The sequence below is a fragment of the Nocardioides sp. WG-D5 genome (assembly GCF_054031175.1).
The window spans coordinates 2150988-2177180 of sequence record NZ_CM132928.1; the positions used below are offsets into that span (position 1 = coordinate 2150988).

Here is a 26193-nt window from a genome sequence, read left to right on the forward strand (position 1 = left end):
GTCAACGGAGTTAGGGGCCTAGCGGAAAGCGGGCTTCTCCTTGGCCAGGAACGCGCGCACGCCCTCCTTGAAGTCCGCGCCGGTGTAGACCTCGCGCAGCAGGTCCTCGTCGCCTTCCGGCGAGGCCTCGGTGCGGGCGGCGTACGCAGCGAGCTGGCTCTTGGTGGCCCGGACGGTGACGCCGGAGAGCGCCAGGATGCCCTCGACCATCGCGTCGACCTCCTCGGCCAGCGAGTCCGTGACGGCGGTGAGCGCCCCGGTGGCGTAGGCACGGTCCGCGTTGATCAGCCGAGCGGCGAGGAGCATCTCTCGCACGATCGGCTCGCCGAAGACCGCTGCCGCACGGTAGACGATGGAGGCCGCGAGCGCGTTGCCGAGCGTCTTCGCGATCGGGTAGCCGAAGCGCGAGTGGGGCGTCGCGACCCGCAGGTCGCAGTGGGTCGCGACCGCGAGCCCGCCACCGACACAGACCCCGTCGACCGCGGCGATGGTGACCTGCGGGAGGGCGAAGAGCTTCTCGAGCAGCGAGCGGATCCAGTCCTCGTAGTCCACGGCGTCGCGGGAGAGGAAGTCGGAGATCTCGTTGCCGGCGGCGAACGCCCGCCCACCCGTGCCGGTGAGCACCAGCACCTTCACCGACTCGTCCCGCGCGAGCTCGTCGCACAGCTCGTGCAGCGCGCCGTACATCTCCGCGGTGAAGGCGTTGTGCTTCTGCGGCCGGTTGAAGGTCACCTGCACGACGCCGGGGCGTCGCTCCACTACCAAGTCCTCGCTCACGGGAACCGAGCGTAGGGCACCTCAGCAGTCAGAGCAGCCAGCGTCCGAGCAGTGTGCCGTCCTGCTCGATGAGGGACGCGAGGGACACCGGTACGTCCGTGGGCGGCCCCGTCACGATCCGTCGGCCGTCGCCGGCGAGCAGCTTGGGGGTGATCGTGTGGCAGAGCTCGTCGACCAGCCCCGCCTCGAGCAGCGAGCCGAGGAGGCTCGGCCCGCCCTCGCAGAGCACGTGCCGCAGGCCCTCCTCGTGCAGGCGGGTGAGAAGGGCGGACAGGTCGACCTCGGAGGTGCCGACGACGTAGACGTTCTCCTCGCCGATCTCGTCGCGCGCGGCGTCCAGGCCGGGCGCCTCCGCGACCGTGGCGAGCCGGACCGCACCGGGCTCGCAGCCGCGAAGGTCCTCGGGCACCCGGCCACGACGGGAGACGACCACGATCGGCGTGCCCTTGGCCGTGTAGGTCTCGGCGACGGCTGTCCCCGCCCCGACCAGGACCACGTCGGCGAGCTCGCGCAGGACGTGGAAGACGTCGACGTCGACGGCGTTGTTGACCGTGCCGGACCGGCCGTCGGAGCCGGTCGCCGCGCCGTCCAGGGAGCTGACCATGTTGACCCGCAGCCACGGCAGGCGGGGAGGCGTGTAGATGGCCCGCAGGCCTTCGGGGGTCGTCGGGTCACCGTCACCGCGCAGCAGGATCACCCTGCCAACGTTAGGCGCTGGGACCTGCCGCTATCTTCTTCGCATGAGTTGGTTGGTTACCGGAGGCGCGGGCTACATCGGATCGCACGTCGTGCAGGCGCTGCTCGACGCAGGCATGGAGCCGGTTGTCCTCGACGACCTGTCCTCCGGGTTCGCGAAGTTCGTGCCCGACAACGTCACGTTCGTCGAGGCGACGCTGCTGGACAAGGCGGCGATCGAGCAGGCGATCACCGACAACGGGGTCGAGGGCGTCATCCACCTCGCCGGCTACAAGTACGCAGGGGTCTCGGTGCAGCGGCCGCTGCACACGTACGCACAGAACGTGACCGGCACCGCCAACCTCCTCGAGGCGATGGTGGCCACCGGTGTCGACAAGCTCGTCTTCTCCTCCTCCGCCGCGACCTTCGGCACCCCGGACGTCGACCTGGTCACCGAGACCACGCCGACCAACCCGGAGAGCCCCTACGGCGAGTCGAAGCTGATCGGCGAGTGGCTGATCGCCGACGTGGCGCGTGCCGAGGGGCTCGCGCACACGTCGCTGCGCTACTTCAACGTGGTCGGCTCCGGGAGCAAGGACCTCTACGACACCAGCCCCCACAACCTCTTCCCGCTCGTCTTCGACGCGCTGGCCAAGGGCAAGACACCGCAGATCAACGGCGACGACTACCCGACCCCCGACGGCACCTGCGTACGCGACTACGTGCACGTCGCCGACCTCGCCCACTCCCACGTCGTGGCCGCCAAGCGGCTCGCCTCGGGCGCGGATCTGGAGGCCGTCTACAACCTGGGCTCCGGCGACGGCTCCTCGGTGCGGCAGATCATGGACGCCATCCGGGAGGTGACCGGCATCGACTTCGAGCCGGTGATCAAGCCGCGCCGTGCCGGCGACCCCGCTCGCATCGTCGCCACCGGCGAGCTCGCCCGGCGCGACCTCGAGTGGGAGATGCGCCACGACCTGCGCTCCATGGTCGCCACGGCCTGGGAGGCCCGTCAGGCGGCTGGGGCCGACTACCCGAGCTGACCTCGGGCCGGATGCTCACCGAGATACCTCGGTCGGCACCCACTCCCCTCGCGGAACTCCACGAAATCAGTGACGGCTCACCGAGTCACCTCGGTGAGCCGTCGGGCTTTTCAGAGCCAGGATCAGGCCTTCTTGGCAGCCGTCTTCTTGGCCGGAGCCTTCTTGGCGGGAGCCGGCTTCTCGGCCGGAGCGGCCTCGGCCTTCGGGGCCTCGGCCTCGGGAGCCTCGGCCTTGGGGGCCTCCACCGGGGCCTCGACGGCCTCGGACTTCTTGAACTTCGCGACGAAGGTCTCACCGCGGGTGGCGAGCTTGTCGTAGGTGCCGGTGGCGGAGCCGGTGGTCTCGTCGAGCTTGGCCTTGACGGTGGTCTTCAGCTTCTCGGGAAGGACGGTGTACTGCTCCTTGGCCAGGGCCGGGAGGGTCTTCGGGTCGAAGCCGGTCACGGTCGACTTGGCGGCGGTCGCCTTCTCGGTCGCCTGGGTGCGGTAGGCGGTGGCCTTCTCGGTCGCCTTGGCGCGGGCGTCGGTCAGCTTGGTGGTCGCCTCGGAGCGGTAGCCGTCGACCTTCTTCTGCAGGTCGGTGGCGAAGTCCTTGACGGTCTCGTAGGCGAGGTCGGCAACACCGGCGACGGCGTTGAGCGGCTTGGTGGTCTCAATCTTGGGCAGCGTGGGCATCTGGGTTCTCCTCGTGATGGGGTGCTTCGTCGGTTTCATCGGCGGCCGGCGCATCGTCGGTGACACGACTGTTGAGAGCAAGGAACGAGTGGTAGACGTCGAGCAGCGAGTGCTTCTGCCGCTCGGTCAGACTCGGGTCGGCGAGGACCGCGAGCTCCACGGACCCTCCGACGTTGGAGTCAGGGCTGAGGATCCCGGCACGGACGTAGACCTGCTCCGCCGAGATCCGCAGCGCCTTGGCGATCTGCTGGAGGACCTCAGCCGATGGCTTGCGCAGACCACGCTCGATCTGGCTGAGGTAGGGGTTGGACACGCCTGCTTGGTCGGCGAGCTGACGCAGAGACATCTCGGCAGAGATCCTCTGTTCCTTCAGATACTCGCCGAGCGTGCCGACCGCACTCGTGACCTTGCTCTTGACCATGACTCCAGTGTGCTAACAATTGCTAGCAAACACAAGGCCTGAGCAACCGAAGTGACACACATCACCCACTAGTTGCTGCGTCAACCGGCGGAAACGCGCTCGAAACATGTGCCGCGGCCTCGCTAGCGGGCCGCTAGCACCTCACAGCAGCGCGCGGATCTCCCCCACCGGGCGGCCGCCGCCGAGGATCGGCGCGACCCCCGTCGCGCGCAGGGCGTCGGCGTCGACCCCGTCCAGGTCACCGACCCCGTCGCGCAGCAGGGCGGCGGCCATCACGACCGCGCGCGCCCGGTCGCCACCGTCGTCGGCCTTCAGCGCCCAGGCACGGCCGTCGGGCAGCGCGACCGCGTAGACCGCCTCGGCACCCAGCTTGCCGATCAGCCCCGGTACGGCCCTGTGCAGCGCCACCTCGTCGCGGGTGGTGCCCGAGACGTACTCCGGGTGGGACCGCATCGCCTCGGCGACCCGCGCACCCGGCCCGTCGACCGCCGAGGCGATGGTCGAGAACGCCCGCGCGAGCCCGGTCAGCGACGTCGTCAGCGCCGGTGCGCCGCAACCGTCGACCGTGACGTACGCGGCCTCGCCGGGGCACGCCTCGAGCACCTCCTGGATCCCCTCCTGGAGGGGGTGCTTGGGGTCCAGGTAGTCCTCGAGCGGCCAGCCGGCGGCGACGCAGGTGGCGAGCATCGCGGCGTGCTTGCCGGAGCAGTTCATCGCCAGCCGGCTCTTCGCCTCGCCGCGACGGAGCGCCTCCTCCCGTGCCTCCACGCCGAACGGGTAGTCCTCGATGTTGCCGAGCGCGGACTCGTCGAGGCCGACGGTGGCCAGGATGCGGCGTACGCCTTCCTGGTGGAACGCCTCCCCCGAGTGGGAGGCGCAGGCGAGGGCGAGCAGGTCGGGCGGCAGGTCGAGGCCGAGGATCACCATCGCGAGGGCTTGCACCGGTTTGTTCGAGGAGCGCGGGAGTATCGGGGAGTCGACGTCGCCGATCGACCACCCCACGCTGCCGTCGGCCACCAGGGAGACGGCGGATCCGTAGTGGTGTCCCTCGACGAAGTCGGAGCGGACGATCTCGGCGAACGGCACGGGTGCTGGCATGGGGGCGAGACTATGTGAGAGTTGCCCCGTGTTTGCCGACCTCCTCACCCAAGACGCGTTCAGCGTGCTCGTGGTCAGCTTCGGCATCGGCATCGTCGTCGGGCTGACCGGCATGGGCGGTGGCGCCCTGATGACGCCGGCGCTGATCTTCCTCGGGGTGCCCCCGACGACCGCGGTCGCCAACGACCTCGTCGCCGCCTCGGTCAACAAGTCGGTCGGCGCCGCGGTGCACTGGCGCCACGGCTCACCCAACATCCGGCTGGCGACCTACCTGATCATCGGCTCGGTGCCGTGCGCGTTCCTGGGCACATTCGTCCACAAGCTGGCGCCCGGCGACACCGACCACTTCCTCAAGCTCGTCCTCGGCGGGGCCCTGCTGTTCGCGGCGGCGTCCTACATGTTCCGGATGTACCTGCAGCTGCGTCTGGTCACCGGCGGCAACGAGGCTCCCGAGGAAGATCCCCGCCTGAAGCCCCTGCTCACCGTCGTCATCGGCGCGCTCGGCGGCCTCCTGGTCGGCATCACCTCGGTCGGCTCCGGCTCGGTCATCATGATCGCGCTGCTGCTGGTCTACCCGACACTCTCGGCGGTCAAGCTCGTCGGCACCGACCTGGTCCAGGCGGTGCCGCTCGTGCTCGCCGCCGCGATCGGCCAGGTGATCAACCACGGCGTGGAGTGGGCGGTGCTGATCCCGCTCATCCTCGGTGGCACCCCCGGCACCTTCCTCGGCTCCAGGATGGCGCGCTGGGTCTCCCAGTCGGTCATCCGGCGCGGCATCGTCATCATGCTGACACTCTCCGGCGCCAAGATGCTCGGCGCCGACGCCACCTTCCTGCTGCTCCTCGGTGGCGCGATGCTGCTCCTCGGCCCGCTCCTGTGGGGCTTCATCCGGCAGTCGCGCGGCCTGGCGCCCTTCGACAACAACGCCGCCGCCTGGCGGCTCCCGGAGCGCGTCGAGAAGTAGCCCCGCCGAGTCGGCGCGTCTGTCTCACCACACGTCATCGAGTCGGCGCGTCTGCCCCACACGTCGGGACAGATGCGCCGAGTCGGCGTGTTGTGACGGGGCAGATGCGCCGACTCGGCGGTCAGGCCTTCAGGTAGCGGCGCAGGGCGTCGAGGTGGTCCTCGGGCTCGAAGCCGGTGGCGGTGAGCTTGTCGAGGGACATCACCGAGTTGAGCGGCCGCGGGGCGACGCCGTCCTTGCCGGCGAAGTAGGCCTCGGTCGAGGTCGCACCCACGTCGGCCGCGTCACGCCCGGACAGCGAGAACACCTCAGCGGCGATGTCGCGCCACGAGCACGGCTCGCCGGCGTTGGTGCAGTTGTAGACCCCGTACGCAGCCCCGGACCGCAGCAGGTGAGCCGTGGCCGCAGCGAGCGTGTCGGTGAAGGTGAGCCGGCCGATCTGGTCGTCGACCACGGTGGGCGAGACGCCCTTCTCGGCGAGAGCCGCCATGGTGCGTACGAAGTTCTTGCCGTCGCCGACGACCCAGGAGGTGCGCAGGATGTAGTGGCGCGGGGTGCCGGCGACGGCGATGTCGCCGGCCGCCTTGGACTGGGCGTAGACACCGAGCGGCGAGACGGGCTCGTCCTCGGTGTGCTCGGTGGCGGTGCCGTCGAAGACGTACTCGGTCGAGTAGTGGACCAGGGTCAGCCGGTGCTCGGTCGCGACCCGGGCGAGCAGCGCCGGCGCGGTCGCGTTGGCCGCCCAGGCGGTGCGCCGGCCGTCGGGGGTCTCGGCGACGTCGACCGCGGTGTAGGCGGCGGCGTTGAGGATGAGCTGGTAGTCGGCCCACGGCCAGGCCGCGACCGCCTTCTCGTCGGAGATGTCCAGCTCGTCGAGGTCGACCGCGTCGGCCTCCGGGAAGACGGCGGTCAACGCGCGACCGAGCTGGCCGTTGGCCCCGATGACGAGCGTCTTCTTCGGCTTCATCGGGGTGATCTCGGCCAGGCGCGGGTTGGCCCTGTCCTTCTCGGAGATCTCTGCGGAGTCCAGCGGGATCGGCCACGGGATCGCCGCCGTCTCGTCCCCCAGATGGAGCGCCGGGTAGGCGTGCCCCGGACGCCAGTGGTCGTTGACCAGGTAGGAGTAGACGGTGCGGTCCTCCAGCGCCTGGTAGGAGTTGCCGACCCCACGCGGCACGAAGACCGCGGTCTCCGGACCGATCTCGACCGAGAAGGTCGTCCCGAACGACGAACCCTCGCGCATGTCGACCCACGCCGCGAACACCCGCCCGCACGCGACCGAGACGAACTTGTCCCACGGCTCGGTGTGGATGCCTCGGGTCGCACCGCGCGAGGCGTTGAAGGACATGTTGTTCTGCACCGGCCCGAAGTCGGGGAGCCCGAGCGCGATCATCTTCTCGCGCTGCCAGTTCTCCTTGAACCAGCCGCGGGCGTCTCCGTGCACGGGCAGATGGACGACCAGCAGACCCGGGATCGGCGTCTGCTCAACGGCGAGGTCGGACATTCACTGCCCCTTCGCGGCGTACTTGGCTTCGGTCTCGTGCTTGAGCGGCGACCACCAGGCCTCGTTCTCCTGGTACCAGGCGATCGTCGCGGCCAGGCCCTTGTCGAAGTCCTGGTACTTCGGCTCCCAGCCGAGCTCGCTGCGCAGCTTGCCGGACTCGATGGCGTAGCGACGGTCGTGGCCGGCGCGGTCGGTGACCCACTCGATGTCGTCCTCGGGCTTGCCGAAGTGGCGCAGGATGGCGCGGACGACGTCGACGTTGGACTTCTCGCCGTCGGCGCCGATCAGGTAGGTCTGCCCGATCCGGCCCTTCTCCAGGATCGTCCAGACGGCCGAGGAGTGGTCGTCGGTGTGGATCCAGTCGCGGACGTTGAGCCCGTCGCCGTAGACGCGCGGCCGGCGGCCCTCGATCACCTCGGTGATCTGACGCGGGATGAACTTCTCGACGTGCTGCCAGGGGCCGTAGTTGTTGGAGCAGTTGGAGATCGTCGCGCGGACGCCGAAGGAGCGCACCCAGGCGCGGACGAGGTGGTCGGAGCCGGCCTTGGTGGCCGAGTAGGGCGAGGACGGCTGGTAGGGGGTGTCCTCGGTGAACCGCTTGGGGTCGTCGAGGTCGAGGTCGCCGTAGACCTCGTCGGTGGAGACGTGGTGGAACCTCACCTCGTGACGACGGACGGCCTCGAGCAGCACGAAGGTGCCGACGATGTTGGTCTGGACGAACGGCGCCGGGTCGGAGAGCGAGTTGTCGTTGTGCGACTCGGCCGCGTAGTGCACCACCGCGTCCGACTCCGCGACCAGCGGCTCGACCACCGCGGCGTCGGCGATGTCGCCGACCACCAGCTTCACCCGGTCCTCCGGGAGCCCGGCGAGCGACGCCTCCGAGGAGGCATAGGTCAGCTTGTCGAGCACCGTCACGTACGCATCGGTGTTGGCCACGAGGTGGTGCACGAAGTTGGAGCCGATGAACCCGGCACCGCCTGTCACAAGAATCCGTCTCACCGGTTCATCGTAGGCAGAATTAACCACCCGGTGGTCGCCTCGCCCCGGTGGGTTCCCTAGAACGTGGGGTGAACATCCGTAGGATCAAGTGACCATGAAGGGCATCATCCTCGCCGGAGGCACCGGCTCACGTCTGCACCCGATCACTCTCGCGATCAGCAAGCAGCTGATGCCGATCTACGACAAGCCGATGATCTACTACCCGCTGACCACGCTGATGCTGGCCGGGATCCGGGACATCCTGGTGATCACGACGCCTCACGAGGCCTCCGGCTTCCACCGGCTCCTGGGTGACGGCAGCCACCTCGGCGTCAACATCAGCTACGCCGAGCAGCCCTCCCCCGACGGCCTCGCCCAGGCGTTCACGATCGGCGCCGACGTCGGCTTCCTCGACGAGTCCGAGGACGGCGTCGGCCTCGTCCTGGGCGACAACATCTTCTACGGCCCCGGCCTCGGCACCCAGCTGGCCCGCTTCAAGACCATCCACGGCGGCGCCGTCTTCGGCTACCGCGTCGCCGACCCGCGGGCCTACGGCGTCGTCGAGTTCGACGAGTCCTTCAAGGCGGTCTCGCTCGAGGAGAAGCCCGAGAAGCCGAAGAGCCCGTACGCCGTCCCCGGCCTCTACTTCTACGACAATTCGGTCGTCGAGCACGCCCGCAACCTGCGGCCGTCCGCGCGCGGCGAGCTCGAGATCACCGACCTCAACCGGATCTACCTGGAGGCCGGCACCCTCTCGGTCGAGGTGCTGCCCCGCGGCACCGCCTGGCTCGACACCGGCACCCTCGAGGACCTCAACGAGGCCGCCAACTTCATCCGCGCCATCGAGCACCGCCAGGGCACCAAGATCGGCGCTCCCGAAGAGGTCGCCTGGCGCCAGGGCTGGCTCTCCGACGAGGAGCTCTCCGAGCTCGCCCAGCCGCTGCTGAAGAGCGGCTACGGGAAGTACCTGCTCGGTCTGCTGGCCTGAGCAGGCGTGTAACACGCTGTTCGTAGCACTATCCGGTCGTTCTGAACGACCGGATAGTGCTTGTAACAGCGTGTTACAGCTGACTCAGGCCTCCGCGGCCACCTTCTTTTCCGCCTCGGCCCGGCCGAAGTCGTCCTCGAGGCGGACGATGTCGTCCTCGCCGGTGTAGCCGCCGCGCTGGACCTCGATGATCGAGAGCGGCTCGTCGGTCTCGTTGCAGATCCGGTGGGCCTGGCCGACGCCGACGTCGACGGACTCACCGGGGCCGGCGATGGTGGTCACGCCGTCGATGATGCAGGTCGCCTTGCCATAGATGACCACCCAGTGCTCGGAGCGGTGGGTGTGGGTCTGATAGGAGAGGCGGCTGTTGGGCAGCACCTCGATCCGCTTCACCTTGTAACCCGGACCGATGTCGATGACATGCCACGAACCCCAGGGGCGGGTCTCGGAGTCACCAGCCATGATGTTGCCTCATTCCTAGACACTGAGCAGAAGACGCGACCATAACTGTACGCATTCGCGCACGGTTCATTGCGAGCCGATGTTCACCGGTCCGTTACCCGCAGGTCGCCCACGGGAGCAGTTCTCCGCCGCCGCAGCGGCTCAGTCGCGCCCGTAGATGTCGCGCGTGTAGACCTTGTCGGCGACGTCGGCGAGCACGTCGGTGCGCCGGTTGGCGATGATCACGTCGGCGCGCTGCTTGAACTCGTCGAGGTCCTTGATGATCTCGGAGTGGAAGAACTCCGGCTCGTCGAGCTCGGGCTCGTAGATGACCACCTCGACGCCCTTGGCCTTGATCCGCTTCATCACACCCTGGATCGAGGACTCGCGGAAGTTGTCCGAGCCGGACTTCATGATCAGCCGGTAGACGCCGACGACCTGGGGCTCACGGCGCAGGATGTCGGTCGCGACGAAGTCCTTGCGGGTGGTGTTGGCCTCGACGATCGCCGAGATGAGGTTCTGCGGGACGTCCCGGTAGTTGGCCTGCAGCTGCTTGGTGTCCTTCGGCAGGCAGTAGCCGCCGTAGCCGAAGCTCGGGTTGTTGTAGTGCGAGCCGATCCGCGGGTCCAGGCCGACGCCCTCGATGATCTGGGTCGTGTTGAGGCCGTGGGTGGCGGCGTAGGTGTCGAGCTCGTTGAAGTAGGCGACCCGCAGCGCCAGGTAGGTGTTGGCGAACAGCTTGATCGCCTCGGCCTCGGTGGCGCCGGTCATCAGCACCGGTACGTCGGGCTCGAGGGAGCCCTCGAGCAGCAGCTCGGCGAAGCCCTTCGCGGCCGCGGAGTCGTCGCCGACGACGATGCGGGAGGGGTGCAGGTTGTCGTGGAGCGCCTTGCCCTCGCGCAGGAACTCGGGGCTGAAGAAGAGGGTCGCCTCGGGGTGCTGCTCGCGCTTGGCCGCGATGTAGCCGACCTGGATGGTCGACTTCACCACGATCGCCGCCTCGGGCGCGTAGGTCACCGCGTCGGCGATCACGCCGTCGACGCTGGAGGTGTCGAAGTAGTTCGTGGCCTCGTCGTAGTTCGTCGGGGTGGCGACGATGACGTAGGCGGCGTCCGCGTAGGCGTCCTCCTTGTCGAGGGTCGCGCGCAGGCTGAGCTCCTTGGTGGCCAGGAAGCTGGTGATCTCGGCGTCCTCGATCGGCGTCCTGGCGGCGTTGACCAGGTCGACCCGCTCCTGGGAGATGTCCAGGACGACGACCTCGTGCTTCTGCGCGAGCAGAACGGCGAGCGACATCCCGACGTAGCCCACGCCGACAACGGTGATCTTCATGTTCGGACTGTAAGCATCGGTTCGAGGCGGGCCCCAGCTTGTTTCGCCATCCATGTTCCCGTACGGGAACATCGTCTAAAGTGTTCACCGTGCCGTCGCCGTACCTGACCTCACCGGCCGCCTTCGGGTCGGCCGTGCGCGCGGCCCGGCGCCGCGCGGGCCTCACCCAGGGAGACCTGGCCCACCGCGCCGGCGTGGGCCGGCGGTTCGTGGTCGACGTCGAGTCCGGCCACCCGCGCGCCGAGCTCGGCAAGGCCCTCGCGCTGCTGGAGGTCCTCGACGTCTACCTCGCCCCCACGCAGCTCTCCCCGATCGCCCCGCCGCTGGAGGACGTCGACCTCGACGTCGTCCTCGCCCACTGCCTCGTGAACCCCTGATGCGAGAGCTGTACGCCTTCGCCGGCCGCCGCCGGATCGGCACCTTCCGCCAGACCGGCGAGCAGATCGACTTCACCTACGCCGAGTCCGCCGGCCCCACACCCATCTCGCTCTCCCTCCCCCGCACCGGCCCGGCCCTGTCGCCGGGAGCCGCCCGCGCCTGGCTCGACAACCTGCTGCCAGCCCACGAGGACGTACGCCGCCGATGGGCGCGCGAGCGAGGGCTGCCGGACACCGAGCCGATGACGCTGCTCGCCTCCTACGGCGACGACCTCGCCGGTGCGGTCTCCCTCTCGGCGGACCCCGACCTGCCCTGGCGCCGGGCGCCGCATCCCGTCGAGGCGCCGCTGCCCGAGATCGCGACCCGGCTCGCGGCGCTGCGCAACCAGCCCACCTCGTGGCTCGACCAGCGGGCCCGGCCACGGTTCTCCCTCGGTGGTCACCAGGGGAAGTTCGCGCTGCGACGGGCCTCGGGGAAGTGGTTCTGGCCGACGTACGAGCATCCGTCGACGCACATCCTGCGACCGACGACGCCCGAGGAGGCCACGGGGCTGATCGAGGACCTGGCCCGGGCCCGGGCCGCCGGGATCCCCGCCACCCGCACCGAGCTGGTCAGCTTCGGCGCACAGCCCGCGCTCGTCGCGGAGCGCTGGGACCGCCTCGGCGGCCGGCGCATCCATGCCGAGACGCTCCGGCAGGCGCTGGGGCTGCGACCGGACGAGGACCCGGATCCCGGCGGCGTACGCGAGCTGTTCCTCCGTCTCGGGCTGAGCCAGGAGCCGGTCGACGACATCGACCGGGTCGCCTTCCTGCTGGCCGGGGACCGGGTCGCGGTGGCGCCGCGGCGCTGACGCATCTCACCGTGCGGGTGGTGTCCCCTGATGGACACCCGCTGCTGCGTACACTCGGATTCCAGCCCACGCGGGGATGGGACATTTCGCCGTGCCGTGGAAGCCGCCACTAGCATGGGCGCCTCAACCTGACGGAGAGGTCCTCTGGTTCCGTAATGACTGCAACACACGCCGACTACCGGCTCAGCCAGCTCGACCAGCTGGAAGCCGAGTCGATCCACATCTTCCGCGAGGCCGCGGCAGAGTTCGAGAAGCCTGTCCTGATGTTCTCGGGCGGCAAGGACAGCATCGTGATGCTGCGACTTGCGGAGAAGGCTTTCTTCCCTGCCAAGATCCCGTTCCCGGTCCTTCAGATCGACAACGGCCTCGACTTCCCCGAGGTCGCCGAGACCCGTGACCGCTGGGTCAGCCGCCTGGGCGTACGCCTGGTGATCGCGAGCATCGATGACGCCATCGCGCGCGGCATCGTCGTCGACGACGGCAAGACCTCGCGCAACCGCCTGCAGACCCCCACGCTGCTGAACGCGATCGAGGAGAACGGCTTCACCGCCGCCTTCGGTGGCGGTCGCCGCGACGAGGAGAAGGCCCGCGCCAAGGAGCGCGTCTACTCCCACCGCGACGAGTTCGGCCAATGGGACCCGAAGAACCAGCGCCCCGAGCTCTGGTCGCTCTACAACGGCCGCCTCCACGAGGGCGAGCACATGCGGGTCTTCCCGATCTCCAACTGGACCGAGCTGGACATCTGGGACTACATCGGCCGCGAGGGCATCGAGATCCCGTCGGTCTACTTCGCCCACCAGCGCCGGGTCTTCGAGCGCGACGGCATGCTGCTCACCGAGACCCCGCTCAACCCGCTCCGGGAGGGCGAGGTCGTCACCGAGCGCACCGTCCGCTACCGCACCTGCGGCGACATGACCCTGACCGGCTGCGTCGAGTCGACCGCCTCCACCATCCCCGAGATCATCGAGGAGGTCGCCGCCGCCCGGGTCACCGAGCGTGGCGCGACCCGCGGTGACGACCGGTTCTCCGAGGCCGCCATGGAGGACCGCAAGAAGGAAGGTTACTTCTGATGGCCATGGACCTCCTGCGGTTCGCCACCGCCGGCTCGGTCGACGACGGCAAGTCCACCCTCATCGGGCGGCTGCTGTTCGACTCGAAGTCGATCTTCACCGACCAGCTGGAATCGGTCGAGAAGACCTCGCAGGACAAGGGCCACGGCTACGTGGACCTCTCGCTGCTGACCGACGGGCTCCGCTCCGAGCGCGAGCAGGGCATCACCATCGACGTGGCCTACCGCTACTTCGCGACGCCCAACCGCAAGTTCATCATCGCCGACACCCCGGGCCACGTGCAGTACACGCGCAACATGGTCACCGGTGCCTCCACCGCCGACCTCGGCCTGGTGCTGGTCGACGCTCGTCACGGCCTCACCGAGCAGTCGCGCCGCCACGCGGTGCTGCTCTCGCTGCTGCGCGTGCCCCACCTGGTCCTGTGCATCAACAAGATGGACCTCGTGGACTACTCCGAGGAGGTCTACAAGAAGATCTCCGCCGAGTTCACCGCGTTCGCGACCAAGCTCAACATCCCGGACCTCGAGGTCATCCCGATCTCGGCGCTCCAGGGTGACAACGTGGTGCAGCGCTCCGAGAACATGTCGTGGTACTCCGGGCCCACGCTCATGCACCACCTCGAGCACGTCCACGTCGCCTCCGACCGCGACCTGGTCGACGTACGCCTCCCGGTGCAGTACGTCATCCGGCCGAAGTCCGACGACCACCACGACTACCGCGGCTACGCGGGCCAGGTCGCCGGTGGCGTGCTCAAGCCGGGCGACGAGGTCATGGTGCTTCCCTCGGGCATGACGTCGAAGATCGCCGGGATCGACCTGTTCGACCAGGAGATCCCCGAGGCGTTCCCACCGATGTCGGTGACGGTCCGCCTCGAGGACGACGTCGACGTGAGCCGTGGCGACATGATCTCGCGGGTCAAGAACGCCCCGGAGCCGAGCCAGGACATCGACGCGATGATCTGCTGGATGACCACCGCTCCGCTGCGTCCGCGGCAGAAGCTGGCCATCAAGCACACCTCCAACTCGGCGCGGGCGCTGGTCAAGGACATCCAGTACCGCCTCGACGTCAACTCGCTGCACCGTGACCTGGAGACCAAGGAGCTCGGCCTCAACGAGATCGGCCGCGTCCAGCTGCGCACCACCAAGCCGCTGCTGTGCGACCCCTACTCGAAGAACCGCACCACCGGCTCCTTCATCCTCATCGACGAGGCGACTGGCGTCACCGTCGGCGCGGGCATGATCAACGACTAGCGAGCGTTCAGCGAGACACGAGTCGGCGCGTTCGCATCGCCGTCTTTCGAGCGAAGCGAGAAAGCAAGGTGCGAACGCGCCGACTCGTGGTGAGCCCCATAAGGTTGCCCCGTGCCAGTGCCGCAGTTCTCCCCGTCCCCGCGCGAGCTCGACGACATCGAGCTGATCGTCTCCGGCGCCCTCCCGGGTCCGCTGAACGCCCCCGGGTCCCCGCTGACCCTCGCCCTGCCGTCGGCGGTCGCGTCGGCCGCGGCCGAGGACGGCTCGGTCGAGATCGTCGACCCCGAGGGTCTCCCGCTGGCACGCGTCACCTGGCCCGCCGGCGAGGTCACCGGCCTCTCCTCCCCCGCCTACGGCCCGTTCCGGCGGCTCTACCTCACCCCGGAGCAGACCCGGAAGGCGTACGCCGGGCGGACGGTCGTGCCGGTCACCGACGCACTGACCACCGCCGAGATCGCCGAGCTCGCGGAGCTCGGACCGGTGCTGCTGCTCGCCCTCGTCGGGCACGGCACCCCCGCGCTCTCCCCCGTCGCGCTGCTGCGCGCGTCGCTGCTGGCGGCGGACGCTCTGCCCGACGCGGCCGTCGTCGCGGTGCCGCTCGCCGCTCACGACGACCCCGAGGCCGACCATGCCCTCGGCGTGGCGGTCGTGGCTGCGTACGCGGGTGGGGACGGGGTGCACGCGCTCGCTTCTCCGGCGTCCGACGACTACCCCGACGCCATCGCCGCGGTCATCGACGCCGACCAGCCCGCTCCCGAGGACCAGGGCCTGGTCATCTTCTTCACCGGCCTGTCCGGCTCCGGCAAGTCCACCCTCGCCCGCGCGCTGATGGACCGGATCCTCGAGCAGGGCGCCCGCACGGTCACCTCCCTCGACGGCGACGTCGTGCGCCGCAACCTCTCCGCCGGGCTGACCTTCTCCAAGGAGGACCGGGAGACCAACATCCGCCGGATCGGCTGGGTGGCCGCCGAGATCTCCCGCCACGGCGGGCTCGCGGTCTGCTCCCCCATCGCGCCCTTCGACTCGACCCGCCAAGACGTACGCGGCTTCGTCGCCGACGCCGGTGGCGCCTTCTTCCTGGTGCACGTGGCCACGCCGCTGGAGGAGTGCGAGCGGCGCGACCGCAAGGGCCTCTACGCCAAGGCCCGACGCGGCGAGATCCCGGAGTTCACCGGGATCTCATCTCCTTACGAGGAGCCGGCCGACGCCGACGTACGGGTCGACACCACCGGCCGCTCGATCGACGAGGCGTTGGAGGACGTCATCGCCGGCCTGCGTGAGGCCGGCTACCTCGACCTCGCCTGAGCCCTTCGCTCAACGGTCGCGGTAGACCAGCCCGGACAGGCGCCACGCGAGCATCGTGCGGAAGCGCGGCAGCCGCGCGAGCGTGGACAGCACCAGGTTCCGTACGCTCCGCCGGACCCCCTGCGCGATGCCGAACCGGGTCAGGCGGTCGGAGAGCTCGATGACCTCCTGGGCGACCGGCCGGCGACGGGACGCGTAGTCGTCGAGCGCGGCCTCGTCTCCCTTGGTGATCGCGGCGACGAGGGCTTCGCCGAGCACGACCGCGTCCTGGAGGCCGGTGTTCATGCCCTGGCCGCCGGCCGGGCTGTGCACGTGGGCGGCGTCGCCGGCGATCAGCACCCGTCCGGCACGGTAGGTGTCGGCGACGCGGTGGTGGACCCGGAACCGGGAGCCCCACACCACCTCGGTGACCGTGGCCGGGCTCGTGACGCCGCCGCGTCGGTCGAGGAGGCCCTGGACGTAGTCGACGTCGGGCTCCTCCGGGGCCTCGGGGACCGGCGCGACGAACCGGAACGAGCCGTCGGGCAGGGGCGCGGAGACCAGGGTGCCCTCGGGCGAGAAGTAGAGGATGACCTCGTCGTGCGGCAGGTCGCCCTCGACGCGGACGTCGGCGAGGCTGAACGACTCGGCGTACTTCCCTCCCGGGAAGCCGATCCCGGCCCTGTCGCGCACGGTCGAGTGCATGCCGTCGGCGCCGAAGAGGTAGCGGGCACGGATCTCCGTGCCGTCCTCGGTGGTGGCGGTGACGCCGGTGTCGTCCTGGACGAGGTCGACCAGGGTGAGCGGCCGGCGTACGTGACCGCCGAGCTCGGTGAGGCGCTCCAGCAGGACGCGCTCGGTGACGGCCTGGGAGACCATCAGGGCGTAGGGGAACTCGCTGGGCAGGTCGTCGAAGCGGATCGGGACCAGGACCTTGTCGCGGTCGCGGATGGTGAAGCGCGGCGCCTCGATGCCCTCCTCGACCAGGCGTGCGGAGACGCCGAGGTCGGCGAGGACCTCCAGCGTGCGGGCGTGGACCACCGCGGCCCGGGAGGTGTTGTCGCCCGAGGCCTGGTTGTCGATGACGGTGACGTCGATGCCGGCCGCGGCCAGCGTGGCCGCCACCGCCAGCCCGGTGGGGCCGGCGCCGGCGACGAGGACATCAGTGGTGATGGTGGACATGATGCTCTCCTTGGTCTGATTGATGGTCAACGCGTGTTGGCCAACTGATGTTGACCAACGTAGCGCGACGCGGTGATTGACGTCAACAGGCGTTGGCCTACAATTGTTGGCATGACCGATACGCGCCGCTCCGGGGCCGAGAGCCGAGAACGCATCCTCGCCGTCGCGCGCGAGCACTTCGCGCGACAGGGTTACGACCGCACCACCATCCGCGCGATCGCCTCAGAGGCACGGATCGACCCCTCGATGGTGATGCGCTACTTCGGCAGCAAGGAGGAGCTCTTCACCGCCGCCGCGGCGATCGACCTGGCGCTGCCCGACCTCACCAAGATCCCCGTCGAGGAGGTCGGCCGGACACTGGTCGCCCATTTCGTACGCACGTGGGACTCCGACGGCACCCTGATGGCGCTCCTGCGCCGCGCCGCCTCGGACCCCGCCGCCGCGGAGCAGATGCGGAGCATCTTCGCCGCCCAGGTCGCCCGTGCCGTGGCCCCCGTGTGCCCCGACCCGTCCCACGTGCCGCGCCGCGCCGCCCTCGCTGCGTCCCAGCTCCTGGGCATCGCACTGGGCCGCTACGTACTCGTGCTTCCGCCCATCGTCGACATGGACACCGACGAGATCGTCGAGTGGGTCGCGCCGACGATCGACCGCTACCTCACCGCCGAGTCGGCTCCTTCTGACTGAAATCCATGCCGAGTCGGCGCAAATGTCCCGCAGAAGCCCGCCGAGTCGGCGCAAATGTCCCGGTCCGGCGACCGTTCACAGCGGAGACCGGGACAGATGCGCCGACTCAGCGACTTGAAACGGGACAGACGCGCCGACTCGGCGGGTGGTCAGCGTTTGAGGCCGAGGAGCGCCCAGGCCTCGTCGGTGCTCATCGGCTCACGCTGAGCGACGGCGGCGGCCTCGACGGCCCGCTCGACGAGCTGGCGGTTGGCGTCGACGGGGACACCCTTCGCGAGAGTGAGGACGTCCTCCATCCCGACCCGCAGATGACCGCCCATGGCCAGCGAGGTGAGCATGACCGGGAGGGTCGAGCGGCCGATGCCGGTCGCCGACCACGAGGTCACCTCGGCCGGCAGGGCGGCGACGGCCGCGACCAGCGCCGCCGAGGTGCCCGGCATACCGCCGGGCACGCCCATGACGAAGTCGACGTGGACCTTGCCGCCGGCGGGCAGCCCGTACTTCCCCAGCAGCCGCTGCAGCGCGGCGACGTGTCCGAGGTCGAAGAGCTCGAACTCCGGCACCACGCCGCGCTCCTGGGTGAGCTGGTAGAGCTCGGTGATGAACGGCCACGGGTTGGAGAAGACGTCGTCGCCGAAGTTGGTGGTGCCCATCGTCAGCGAGCAGGAGTCCGGTCCGGCGTCGAGCACCTTCAGGCGCTTGTCGAGCGGGTCGTGGACCGAGCCGCCGGTCGAGAGCTGCACGATCAGCTCGGTCTTCTCGTGGAGCGCGTCGACCGTCTCGGTGAGCCGTCCGAGGTCGAGCGTCGGCGCGTGGTCGTCGTCGCGGATGTGGACGTGGATCATCCGCGCCCCCGCCTCTTCACACTCGACGGCCGTCGCCACCAGCTCGTCCAGCGTCGTCGGCAGCTGCGGGCAGTCTTCCTTCGTGGTCTCCGCCCCGGTCGGCGCCACGGTCACAAGCAGTCCAGTCACCCGGACAATCTAGCGCCATTCATGCGATTCGCCGCAATATCTCCACCGCATGATGGCAAAACGACGCGGGAGCCCCGGTGTCAGCCAGTGACACCGGGGCTCCCACGTCAGGGATCGTCAGCCGATCGGGATCGTCACCTCGGCGACGTTGCCGACCGCGGCGTGGACCTTCTTGTCCACGGGCTCCGCCTTCGGCGCGAGCGTACGCAGGGTCCACTCGCCGTCGCCGGCGAAGAACCGGAAGTGGCCGGTGGCCGAGGTGGGCACCTCGGCGGTGAACTCGCCGGTGCGGTCGAGCAGCCGGACGTACGCACCGTGGACCGGCTCGCCGTCACGGGTCACCTGACCCTGGATGACTGCTTCCTTGGCGACGTCGACGCCGGCGAGCGAGAGCCCACCCTCAGTTGCTCCGCACATGCTCAGGCCTCCCCGGGCTCGTCGCCGGTGACGACCGGGACGCCGACGAGGGAGCCGTACTCGGTCCACGAACCGTCGTAGTTCTTCACGTTCTCCTGGCCGAGGAGCTCCTTGAGCACGAACCAGGTGTGCGAGGAGCGCTCGCCGATGCGGCAGTAGGCGATGGTGTCCTTGCTCCAGTCGACGCCGGCCTCGGTGTAGATCTCCTTGAGCTCCTCGTCGGAGCGGAAGGTGCCGTCGTCGTTGGCCGCCTTGGACCACGGGACGTTGGCCGCGGTCGGGATGTGACCGGCGCGCTGGGCCTGCTCCTGCGGGAGGTGGGCCGGGGCGAGGAGGCGGCCGGCGAACTCGTCGGGCGACCGCACGTCGACCAGGTTCTGGGTGCCGATGGCCTCGACGACCTCGTCACGGAAGGCGCGGATCGAGTGGTCCTGCTCCTGCGCGGTGTAGGTGGTCGTCTCGCGGGTGACGGCCTCGTCGGTCAGCTCGCGGGAGTCGAGCTCCCACTTCTTGCGACCGCCGTCGAGCAGCTTGACGTCCTGGTGGCCGTAGAGCTTGAAGTACCAGAAGGCGTACGCGGCGAACCAGTTGTTGTTGCCGCCGTAGAGCACCACGGTGTCGTCGTTGGAGACGCCACGCTCGGAGAGCAGAGCGGAGAACTGGTCCTTGTTGACGAAGTCGCGACGGACCTGGTCCTGCAGGTCGGTGGTCCAGTCGAGCTTGATGGCACCCTTGATGTGGCCCTTGTCGTAGGCGGTGGTGTCTTCGTCGACCTCGATCAGCACCACCTTCGGGTCATCGAGGTGCTCCTCCACCCACTGGGCGGAGACGAGGGAGTTCTCGCGGGTCATCTAGGTACCTTTCGTTGGTGTTTCTTGCGTTCAGGGCTCAGGCCGACGGGGAAGGACCCAGTCGCCTGATCAGCAGGTAGAGCTCGCAGCCGAGGCAGAACCGGAAGACGGCATTGAGCACGGCCGCCACCAGCGCGAGGCCGAGGGCGATCTGCGCCACGAGGGTGGCGCCGAGGAGGTAGCCCACGAGCGCGACCACGAGGAAGGCGAGGCCGACCCCCTGGGCGAACCGGGGCGGGGCCGGGTCCTCGAGCTCGTCCGGCGCACCGAGGCGGGGACGTACGAACTTCTTGAAGAGCCAGGCATGAGGGGTCCGCTGAACGCCGAGACCTGCCCCGATCGCGAAGAGCACGGTCTGGATGGCCGTGACCACCAGAGCCCACGGCTGCGGAAGCAGCAGAGCCAGGAGGATCACGACAACGGTCAGCGCCGCGGTGAACTGCGGGCCGCGAGGGTCGATTCCGGCCTGTGCCGCCGTCTTGCTCGAAGTCTCAGACATGGGTGTGCTCCTGCGAGAGTGAAGGGGAGGTCGTCAGGACGAGCCTGACAGGCGAGAGCGATCCCCGGGGTCGACTGCGTCGACAAATCTCAGGGAATCAGCGGCAGGAACGACACAGCGCCGAGCGCACGCGGCAGTGATCCACTGCGCGGCGCTTGGTCAGCATGGTCGAGAACATGCGATGACAGTAGCGCGATGCTCGACGGGCACGAAACGAATGTCTCGGAATACGGACCAGCGTGTCAGGATTCGAGATCGTAGGCCGGGATCGCGCTCAGCACCTGCTCCTTGCGAGGCGCGCCGGTCGCCCGGGCGACCTCGTTGCCGGCGCCGTCCAGCACCAGCGTCGTGGGAGTCCGCATGATGTCGAGGCGGCGGACCAGGTCGAGGTGGTGCTCGGCGTCGATCTCGATGTGGACGACGCCCGGAACGATCTCGGCGACCTCACCCAGGATCCTCCGGGTCGCCCGGCAAGGAGCGCAGAAGGCGCTGGAGAACTGCACGAGGGTCGCCCGGCCACCGAGCTCGGTCTCACCCAGCGCGTCGGTGACCGCATCCCAGGCGTGCGGCTCGGGCGCATGATCCTCGTGGGCCACGTGGAGCTCCTTCATGCCTCGGAAGCGGCCGTCGGTGAGCAGCCGGAACACGCCGAAGGCGAGCGCGACAGCTATCGCGATGACGGCGATCCAGGATCCGGTGCTCATGTGTCTATTGAACCGGTAACGCGCGCCGCTCATTCCCCCGAGGCGCGCCGAAGCCTCTCGTTGGCGACTTCCAGGCGGCGTACGTCCTCCTCCAGCGCCAGCACGCGGGCGATCCCGGCGAGGTTCAGCCCGTCGGCGAGAAGGTCGCGGATGCGGATGAGGCGCTCGACGTCGGCGACGGAGTAGAGCCGGGTGCCGCCCGCGGTGCGCGCGGGGTCGACCAGCCCCCGGCGCTCGTACACGCGGAGGTTCTGGATCTGCATGTCGGCCATCTCGGCGGCCACCGAGATGGCGTAGACGGCCCTGGTTCGCTCCTTCACAGGATCGATTCTGACATGTGGACTTGAAATCCCCTAGCGGTTGGAATATATAAAAGGTGTATCCGCTGATATAGATCCCGTGAGGAGGGGAATCATGCTGATCCGAAGCACCGATCCGTTCCGCGAGTTCGATCGCATCACCCAGCAGCTCCTGGGTGGCGGCGGCACCACCAACCGCCCGGCCGTGATGCCGATGGACGCCTGGCGCGAGGGCGACCGGTTCGTCATCGAGTTCGACCTTCCCGGCGTCAGCCCGGACACCATCGACCTCGACGTCGAGCGCAACGTACTGACCGTGAAGGCCGAGCGGGTCGCCAAGAACGGCGACTGGCAGATGCTGGCCAACGAGCGCGTGCGCGGCACCTTCAGCCGTCAGCTCGTGCTCGGCGACAACCTCGACCTCGACCACATCGAGGCTGCGTACGACGCCGGCGTGCTGCGCCTGGTCGTCCCGGTCGCCGAGAAGGCCAAGCCCCGCAAGATCCAGATCGCCACGAGCGGCAAGCCGGAGCCCGCCGCGATCGAGCGCTGAGGACCTGCCCGCCCCGGCAGGCCCTTACGCAGGTGAGTCGCCGGGAGCGGGCTCCCCAGCCTGTGACCTAGCCGCCCGCGAACGGAGGGAGGAATTCGACCGTCGACCCCGGTGGGACCTCGATCCCACCGGGGTCGGCCGTTCCTGCGGGACGGTCGCCGATGAGTGCGGAGCAGACCTTCAGCACCTCGGGCAGGCGGGTGCCGGCGTGCAGCTCCGCGGCACGGCGTACGACCTCGGCCAGGGTCAACGGACCGTCGACCTCGATCTGGTCGGAGGCGGTTCCGGCCGCCGACTTGGCTGCCGCCCAGTAGCGGACCTCTATAACGTTCATCACTTTCTCGTGGACAACCTTCCTATGTCACCGCGAGGTTTCGTTAATATGGTCCAACGATCACCTCACCGAGGCTCAATGTTGCGTTTCGGTGCTCCTCTTTCTCTGACCGAGAGGCACCCCCAATGAGCTCGCTCCTTTTGCTGACCAGTTCGCTCCAGCCTTCGGCAGACGTCCTTCCGGGGCTCTCGCTCCTCGGCCACCAAGTGAAGATCCTTCCTGCTGAAGGTAGCGCGCTCCTCGAGGCGCCGGACTCCGACCTGCTGCTGGTGGACGGCCGACAGGACCTCGCCCAGGCCCGCGACCTGTGTCGTCTGATCCGCACGACCGGCACCGACATCCCCGTTCTGCTGATCGCCACCGAGGGTGGCCTCGCGGTCGTCTCGCACGACTGGGGCATGGACGACGTCGTGCTGCACACCTGTGGCCCGGCCGAGCTCGAGGCCCGGATCAAGCTCGCGATCGGCCGCAACTCGGCTGCCCGTGAGGCCTCCGACCCCGAGGCCCACGTCATCCGCTCCGGCGAGGTCGTGGTCGACGACGCCACCTACACCGCCAAGATCGGCGGCCGCCCGCTCGACCTGACCTTCAAGGAGTTCGAGCTCCTGAAGTTCCTCGCCCAGCACCCCGGCCGCGTCTTCTCCCGCCAGCAGCTGCTGCAGGAGGTGTGGGGCTACGACTACTTCGGTGGCACCCGCACCGTCGACGTCCACGTACGTCGCCTCCGCGCCAAGCTCGGCCCCGAGAACGAGACCCTCATCGGCACCGTCCGCAACGTCGGCTACCGCTTCGTGCTGCCCTCGAAGAACAACGAGGCCGCCGCCGACGGCGCCCGGCTGGCCCCGTCTCCTCGCCTGGGGGCCGACGCCTAGGCTGCTCCCATGGCACTCAGCGTCGAGCAGGTCCTGGACATCGCGAGGGCGACCGAGGCGTACGACGGGGTGGCACCGCTCGACGAGGCGACCCTGCTCACGCTGCGCAACCGTCCGGAGGACGCCACGATCTGGGGGGACGTACGTGGCTTCGGGCTGTTGATCGGCACCGAGCTGTCGCTGGTGGTGCTCACCCAGCATCGCGGCGTGGGGCTGGGGCGTCAGCTGCTGCTCCGCGCGCCTTCGGTTCCAGCCGGGACGACGGCGTGGTCGCACGGTGACAACCCGGCCGCAGCTGCGCTGGCCGCGAAGCAGGGCTGGGAGCGTACGCGTGAGCTGTGGGTGATGCGGCGCCCCGCTGCCGGGCTGCCGGCCGCTCCCGAGCCCGCCGAGGGGATCGTCGTACGCAGCTTCGAGCCCGGTGACGAGGCCGAGCTGCTCCGCGTCAACGCCGCCGCCTTCGCGCACCATCCCGAGCAGGGCTCGCTCGACGAGGCCGGGCTGCGGGAGCGGATGTCGGAGCCGTGGTTCGACGCATCGGGGCTGGTCACCGCGTGGGAGGGCGAGAAGCTCCTCGCGTTCCACTGGACCAAGCGCCACAGCGAGACCGAGGGCGAGGTCTATGTCGTCGGCGTCGACCCCGCCGCCCAGGGTCGCGGCCTCGGCAAGCTGGTCACCCTCCTCGGGCTGCGTCACCTGGCAGATGCCGGGGTGGATGCGATCCATCTCTACGTCGAGGGCGACAACACCCCGGCCGTACGTCTCTACGAAGGGCTCGGCTTCACCCGGGCCGCGGCGGACACGCACGTCCAGTACACGCGCAGCTAGTGTCTGGTCGCGTGGAACTGAACGAGTCTCAGAGTGACCGGGCCGTCGGGGCCATCGTCGGGACCGCGGTGGCGGATGCGCTCGGGGCTCACTACGAGTTCGACCGGCCCCCGCTCGGGGCGGACGAGAAGGCGCAGATGCTCGGCGGCGGGCTCGGCCCGTTCGCGCCCGGGGAGTGGACCGACGACACCACGATGGCGTGGTGCATCCTCGACGCTGCCGCCAGCGGGCTCGACCTGCGCAGCGAGGACGGTCTGACCGCGGTCGCCCGCAACTTCCGGACCTGGGCCGAGTCGGACCCGAAGGACATCGGCAACCAGACCGCACGCGTGCTCAACACGGCCGGTCCCGCGCCGACCGCGGCTGACCTGCGGCAGGTCTCGGAGAAGTTGCACGAGATGACCGGTCACACCGGCGGCAACGGCTCCCTGATGCGTACGGCTCCGGTCCCCCTTCCCTATCTCGGTGACCGCCCCGCTGTCGCCGAGGCGGCCGCGGCAGTGAGCGCGCTCACGCACTGGGACGAGCATGCCCAGTCCGGCTGCGTCCTCTGGTCCCTGGCGATCGAGCACGCGGTGATGCACGGCGAGTTCGACGTACGCTCCGGCCTCTCCCTCCTCTCCCCCGCCGAGGCGTCCTTCTGGACCGAGAAGCTCGACGAGGCGGAGACTGCGCCGCCTGCGACCTTCAACCCCAACGGCTGGGTCGTCACCGCGCTGCAAGCTGCCTGGTCCTCGATCGCCCAGACCCCGGCCACCGGACCCGAGCACTATGTCGAGGCCCTCAACACCGCCATCCGGATCGGCAACGACACCGACACGGTTGCCGCCATCGCCGGCGGCCTCCTCGGCGCCCGCTGGGGCGCCTCCGCCGTCCCGGCCGAGTGGCGCAAGCTCAGCCACGGCTACCCCGGCATCCCCGGCGACTTCCTCGCCACCCTCGCCCTCGACGCCGTGGCCGCCGGGCGCACTGGCTCCTGAGCGCTCAGCCCGGCCGCGCCGAGGACCAGTAACAACGCCATCACGCTGAGAGTTCCGGTGATCAGCAGCGCCGTACCCAGCCCGGGCAGGTAGTCCAGCAGCTGCTCGGAACGAGCGACCCAGACTGTGAACAAGTCTCCCGAGCGACTCGGCGCCGCGCCGGGATTCATGGGGGCGCCGAGTTCAGTCTCAGACATGGCGGGAGCATCCCAGATCGGCCTACGCCCTATCTGGGTTTCCCCGAACCCTTCACAAGTGTCGGCGGAGCGACTGAGTCGGGCGAACGAACGTTCATTCGCCGCCGACAGGCTCCACCCGGCCGATCACCGGAGCGGGCGGATGTGGAGGCCGATCTCGGGGTCGACGAGGACCTCCTGAGCGACGGGCATCCCGTCCACGACGAGCTGCGCGTCCACAGGTACGTTGCGCTTGACCAGCCCCAACGCGATCGGGCCGAGCTCGTGGTGCCGAGCGGACGAACCGACGAAGCCCACCGTCTTCTCCCCGAAGACGAGCTCGGAGCCGGCGACAGGCAGCCGGTTCTCGGAGCCGTCGAGGTGGAGCAGGACCAGGCGCCGCGGCGGACGGCCCAGCGTGTGCACGCGAGCGACGGTCTCCTGGCCGCGGTAGCAGCCCTTGTCGAGGTGGACCGCGTACTCGGGGCCGGCCACGTCCGCGGCCCCCGGCACCCAGCCGACCTCGTTGGGGATCGTGCGCGCATCGGTGTCGACGCCGAACCGCGGCTCACCACGCTCGATCCGGAGAGCTTCGAACGCCCAGAACCCGCAGGCGGGGCCCGCGGCAGCGGCGTACTTCTCCAAGGACTCGCGGGGGACGAACGAGTAGCCCTGCGAGGGACGCCAGACGGAGGCCTGCGACGGCTCCGCCGTCACGGTCACGTCGGACCAGAACTTCATCCGCTCCAGGTAGTCGACCAGCGCCGAACCGGCGCCCGGCTCGGTCCACGCCAGGAAGGCGGTGCCGTCGTCGACGCCCGAGAAGAAGTGCTCCACATGTCCCTGCGGCGACAGGATCAGGGCCGAGGTCCAGGCGCCTGGGGCCAGCCCCTCGAACGCCTGCGAGGTCAGCGAGTGCAGCCAGGTCAGCCGGTCGGGCCCCGCGATCCGCACCACATCACGGTGGGAGAGGTCGACGAAGCCCTCACCGGAGGCCAGCGTCCGCTGCTCCAGGTTGAACGATCCGTAGTGCGCGGCGACAGGTGCGTCGGCCCCATCGCCGGCGACGGCGCCGGGCAGGGACAGAAGCGGGCTGGCAGTCATCATGCTGTGCTC

The 26193-nt window shown here is 69.4% G+C and carries 31 protein-coding genes; 13 read left to right on the forward strand and 18 right to left on the reverse strand.

Annotated features, from left to right (window positions below):
- Positions 1-18 precede the first annotated feature (18 nt).
- Together ACWZJV_RS10500 and ACWZJV_RS10505 are read right to left on the reverse strand one after the other, a co-directional pair.
- Complete coding sequence (locus ACWZJV_RS10500) at positions 19-777, reverse strand: enoyl-CoA hydratase-related protein (RefSeq protein WP_196872723.1); 759 nt, start codon at positions 775-777, stop codon at positions 19-21.
- Positions 778-805: 28 nt separating this feature from the next.
- Entirely contained in the window at positions 806-1474 is a 669-nt protein-coding gene (locus tag ACWZJV_RS10505; protein ID WP_457181382.1) for a dihydrofolate reductase family protein, read from the reverse strand.
- Positions 1475-1517: 43 nt separating this feature from the next.
- On the opposite strand from ACWZJV_RS10505, the gene galE reads away from it, so the two are divergent.
- Positions 1518-2495, forward strand: a complete 978-nt coding sequence (gene galE, locus ACWZJV_RS10510; RefSeq protein ID WP_008360706.1) for a UDP-glucose 4-epimerase GalE — start codon at positions 1518-1520, stop codon at positions 2493-2495.
- A gap of 122 nt (positions 2496-2617) precedes the next feature.
- On the opposite strand, the gene ACWZJV_RS10515 is transcribed toward galE, so the two are convergent.
- The 3 genes from ACWZJV_RS10515 to ACWZJV_RS10525 form a co-directional block, all read right to left on the reverse strand.
- Positions 2618-3169: a hypothetical protein gene (locus tag ACWZJV_RS10515; protein WP_008360705.1), complete on the reverse strand. Its 552-nt coding sequence runs from the start codon at positions 3167-3169 to the stop codon at positions 2618-2620.
- Positions 3147-3590, reverse strand: coding sequence for a helix-turn-helix domain-containing protein (locus tag ACWZJV_RS10520; RefSeq protein WP_008360704.1), 444 nt, complete (start codon positions 3588-3590; stop codon positions 3147-3149). The genes ACWZJV_RS10515 and ACWZJV_RS10520 overlap by 23 nt, the downstream gene beginning before the upstream one ends.
- Before the next feature lie 141 nt (positions 3591-3731).
- A complete protein-coding gene (locus ACWZJV_RS10525; RefSeq protein ID WP_457181383.1) occupies positions 3732-4688 on the reverse strand; it encodes an asparaginase in 957 nt (318 codons plus the stop codon).
- 28 nt (positions 4689-4716) lie between these two features.
- Here ACWZJV_RS10525 and ACWZJV_RS10530 point away from each other — a divergent pair, with 28 nt between their 5' ends.
- Positions 4717-5652, forward strand: a complete 936-nt coding sequence (locus tag ACWZJV_RS10530; RefSeq protein WP_457181384.1) for a sulfite exporter TauE/SafE family protein — start codon at positions 4717-4719, stop codon at positions 5650-5652.
- 121 nt (positions 5653-5773) lie between these two features.
- On the opposite strand, the gene ACWZJV_RS10535 is transcribed toward ACWZJV_RS10530, so the two are convergent.
- Complete coding sequence (locus ACWZJV_RS10535) at positions 5774-7156, reverse strand: sugar nucleotide-binding protein (RefSeq protein WP_457181385.1); 1383 nt, start codon at positions 7154-7156, stop codon at positions 5774-5776.
- On the reverse strand, positions 7157-8155 hold the full coding sequence (rfbB, locus tag ACWZJV_RS10540) for a dTDP-glucose 4,6-dehydratase (RefSeq protein ID WP_457181386.1): 999 nt from the start codon (positions 8153-8155) through the stop codon (positions 7157-7159). It lies immediately after the preceding gene.
- 94 nt (positions 8156-8249) lie between these two features.
- Between rfbB and rfbA the strand changes: the two genes are divergently transcribed.
- Positions 8250-9122 carry a glucose-1-phosphate thymidylyltransferase RfbA gene (rfbA, locus tag ACWZJV_RS10545; RefSeq protein WP_008360697.1) on the forward strand — a complete coding sequence of 291 codons (873 nt, stop codon included), beginning with the start codon at positions 8250-8252 and terminating at the stop codon, positions 9120-9122.
- A gap of 84 nt (positions 9123-9206) precedes the next feature.
- Here the strand turns inward: rfbA and ACWZJV_RS10550 are convergent, their stop codons facing one another.
- Positions 9207-9584 carry a phosphomannose isomerase type II C-terminal cupin domain gene (locus ACWZJV_RS10550; protein ID WP_457181387.1) on the reverse strand — a complete coding sequence of 126 codons (378 nt, stop codon included), beginning with the start codon at positions 9582-9584 and terminating at the stop codon, positions 9207-9209.
- A 141-nt stretch (positions 9585-9725) separates the two neighbouring features.
- A complete protein-coding gene (locus tag ACWZJV_RS10555; RefSeq protein WP_457181388.1) occupies positions 9726-10892 on the reverse strand; it encodes a nucleotide sugar dehydrogenase in 1167 nt (388 codons plus the stop codon).
- Positions 10893-10981: 89 nt separating this feature from the next.
- Here ACWZJV_RS10555 and ACWZJV_RS10560 point away from each other — a divergent pair, with 89 nt between their 5' ends.
- The 5 genes from ACWZJV_RS10560 to cysC all read left to right on the forward strand — a co-directional run bounded on the left by ACWZJV_RS10560 (position 10982) and on the right by cysC (position 15745).
- Positions 10982-11269 carry a type II toxin-antitoxin system Y4mF family antitoxin gene (locus ACWZJV_RS10560; RefSeq protein WP_457181389.1) on the forward strand — a complete coding sequence of 96 codons (288 nt, stop codon included), beginning with the start codon at positions 10982-10984 and terminating at the stop codon, positions 11267-11269.
- Complete coding sequence (locus ACWZJV_RS10565) at positions 11269-12120, forward strand: HipA N-terminal domain-containing protein (protein WP_457181390.1); 852 nt, start codon at positions 11269-11271, stop codon at positions 12118-12120. The genes ACWZJV_RS10560 and ACWZJV_RS10565 overlap by 1 nt, the downstream gene beginning before the upstream one ends.
- Positions 12121-12275: 155 nt before the next feature.
- Positions 12276-13190: a sulfate adenylyltransferase subunit CysD gene (cysD, locus tag ACWZJV_RS10570; protein WP_008360685.1), complete on the forward strand. Its 915-nt coding sequence runs from the start codon at positions 12276-12278 to the stop codon at positions 13188-13190.
- Positions 13190-14440, forward strand: a complete 1251-nt coding sequence (locus ACWZJV_RS10575; RefSeq protein ID WP_008360683.1) for a sulfate adenylyltransferase subunit 1 — start codon at positions 13190-13192, stop codon at positions 14438-14440. The genes cysD and ACWZJV_RS10575 overlap by 1 nt, the downstream gene beginning before the upstream one ends.
- A 111-nt stretch (positions 14441-14551) precedes the next feature.
- Positions 14552-15745, forward strand: coding sequence for an adenylyl-sulfate kinase (cysC, locus tag ACWZJV_RS10580; protein ID WP_457181391.1), 1194 nt, complete (start codon positions 14552-14554; stop codon positions 15743-15745).
- A gap of 9 nt (positions 15746-15754) precedes the next feature.
- Here cysC and ACWZJV_RS10585 read toward each other — a convergent pair whose 3' ends face one another.
- Entirely contained in the window at positions 15755-16906 is a 1152-nt protein-coding gene (locus ACWZJV_RS10585; protein WP_457181392.1) for an FAD-dependent oxidoreductase, read from the reverse strand.
- A 111-nt stretch (positions 16907-17017) separates the two neighbouring features.
- Between ACWZJV_RS10585 and ACWZJV_RS10590 the strand changes: the two genes are divergently transcribed.
- Positions 17018-17590: a TetR/AcrR family transcriptional regulator gene (locus ACWZJV_RS10590; RefSeq protein WP_457181393.1), complete on the forward strand. Its 573-nt coding sequence runs from the start codon at positions 17018-17020 to the stop codon at positions 17588-17590.
- A 149-nt stretch (positions 17591-17739) separates the two neighbouring features.
- Here the strand turns inward: ACWZJV_RS10590 and ACWZJV_RS10595 are convergent, their stop codons facing one another.
- The 6 genes from ACWZJV_RS10595 to ACWZJV_RS10620 form a co-directional block, all read right to left on the reverse strand.
- The gene (locus ACWZJV_RS10595) at positions 17740-18564 is read right to left on the reverse strand and encodes a 3-keto-5-aminohexanoate cleavage protein (RefSeq protein WP_457181394.1); all 825 of its coding nucleotides are present in this window, start codon (positions 18562-18564) and stop codon (positions 17740-17742) included.
- Between the two features lie 117 nt (positions 18565-18681).
- A complete protein-coding gene (locus ACWZJV_RS10600) occupies positions 18682-18981 on the reverse strand; it encodes a DUF1416 domain-containing protein (RefSeq protein WP_008360673.1) in 300 nt (99 codons plus the stop codon).
- Between the two features lie 2 nt (positions 18982-18983).
- Entirely contained in the window at positions 18984-19832 is an 849-nt protein-coding gene (locus ACWZJV_RS10605; protein WP_457181395.1) for a sulfurtransferase, read from the reverse strand.
- Between the two features lie 37 nt (positions 19833-19869).
- A complete protein-coding gene (locus ACWZJV_RS10610; RefSeq protein WP_457181396.1) occupies positions 19870-20331 on the reverse strand; it encodes a DUF4395 domain-containing protein in 462 nt (153 codons plus the stop codon).
- 242 nt (positions 20332-20573) lie between these two features.
- Positions 20574-21035, reverse strand: coding sequence for a thioredoxin family protein (locus ACWZJV_RS10615; RefSeq protein WP_457181397.1), 462 nt, complete (start codon positions 21033-21035; stop codon positions 20574-20576).
- A 29-nt stretch (positions 21036-21064) separates the two neighbouring features.
- Positions 21065-21355: a MerR family transcriptional regulator gene (locus tag ACWZJV_RS10620; RefSeq protein ID WP_040755911.1), complete on the reverse strand. Its 291-nt coding sequence runs from the start codon at positions 21353-21355 to the stop codon at positions 21065-21067.
- 94 nt (positions 21356-21449) lie between these two features.
- On the opposite strand from ACWZJV_RS10620, the gene ACWZJV_RS10625 reads away from it, so the two are divergent.
- Positions 21450-21887: an Hsp20/alpha crystallin family protein gene (locus tag ACWZJV_RS10625; protein WP_008360666.1), complete on the forward strand. Its 438-nt coding sequence runs from the start codon at positions 21450-21452 to the stop codon at positions 21885-21887.
- A gap of 67 nt (positions 21888-21954) precedes the next feature.
- Here the strand turns inward: ACWZJV_RS10625 and ACWZJV_RS10630 are convergent, their stop codons facing one another.
- The gene (locus ACWZJV_RS10630) at positions 21955-22221 is read right to left on the reverse strand and encodes a MoaD/ThiS family protein (RefSeq protein WP_008360663.1); all 267 of its coding nucleotides are present in this window, start codon (positions 22219-22221) and stop codon (positions 21955-21957) included.
- Between the two features lie 125 nt (positions 22222-22346).
- Here ACWZJV_RS10630 and ACWZJV_RS10635 point away from each other — a divergent pair, with 125 nt between their 5' ends.
- Genes ACWZJV_RS10635 through ACWZJV_RS10645 form a run of 3 tightly spaced genes read left to right on the forward strand, consistent with a single transcriptional unit; the run spans position 22347 to position 24901 of the window.
- A complete protein-coding gene (locus ACWZJV_RS10635; protein WP_008360662.1) occupies positions 22347-23093 on the forward strand; it encodes a response regulator transcription factor in 747 nt (248 codons plus the stop codon).
- 9 nt (positions 23094-23102) lie between these two features.
- A complete protein-coding gene (gene mshD, locus ACWZJV_RS10640) occupies positions 23103-23921 on the forward strand; it encodes a mycothiol synthase (protein ID WP_457181398.1) in 819 nt (272 codons plus the stop codon).
- 11 nt (positions 23922-23932) lie between these two features.
- Entirely contained in the window at positions 23933-24901 is a 969-nt protein-coding gene (locus tag ACWZJV_RS10645; RefSeq protein WP_457181400.1) for an ADP-ribosylglycohydrolase family protein, read from the forward strand.
- 323 nt (positions 24902-25224) lie between these two features.
- Here ACWZJV_RS10645 and ygfZ read toward each other — a convergent pair whose 3' ends face one another.
- The gene (gene ygfZ, locus ACWZJV_RS10650; protein WP_457181401.1) at positions 25225-26184 is read right to left on the reverse strand and encodes a CAF17-like 4Fe-4S cluster assembly/insertion protein YgfZ; all 960 of its coding nucleotides are present in this window, start codon (positions 26182-26184) and stop codon (positions 25225-25227) included.
- Positions 26185-26193 lie beyond the last annotated feature (9 nt).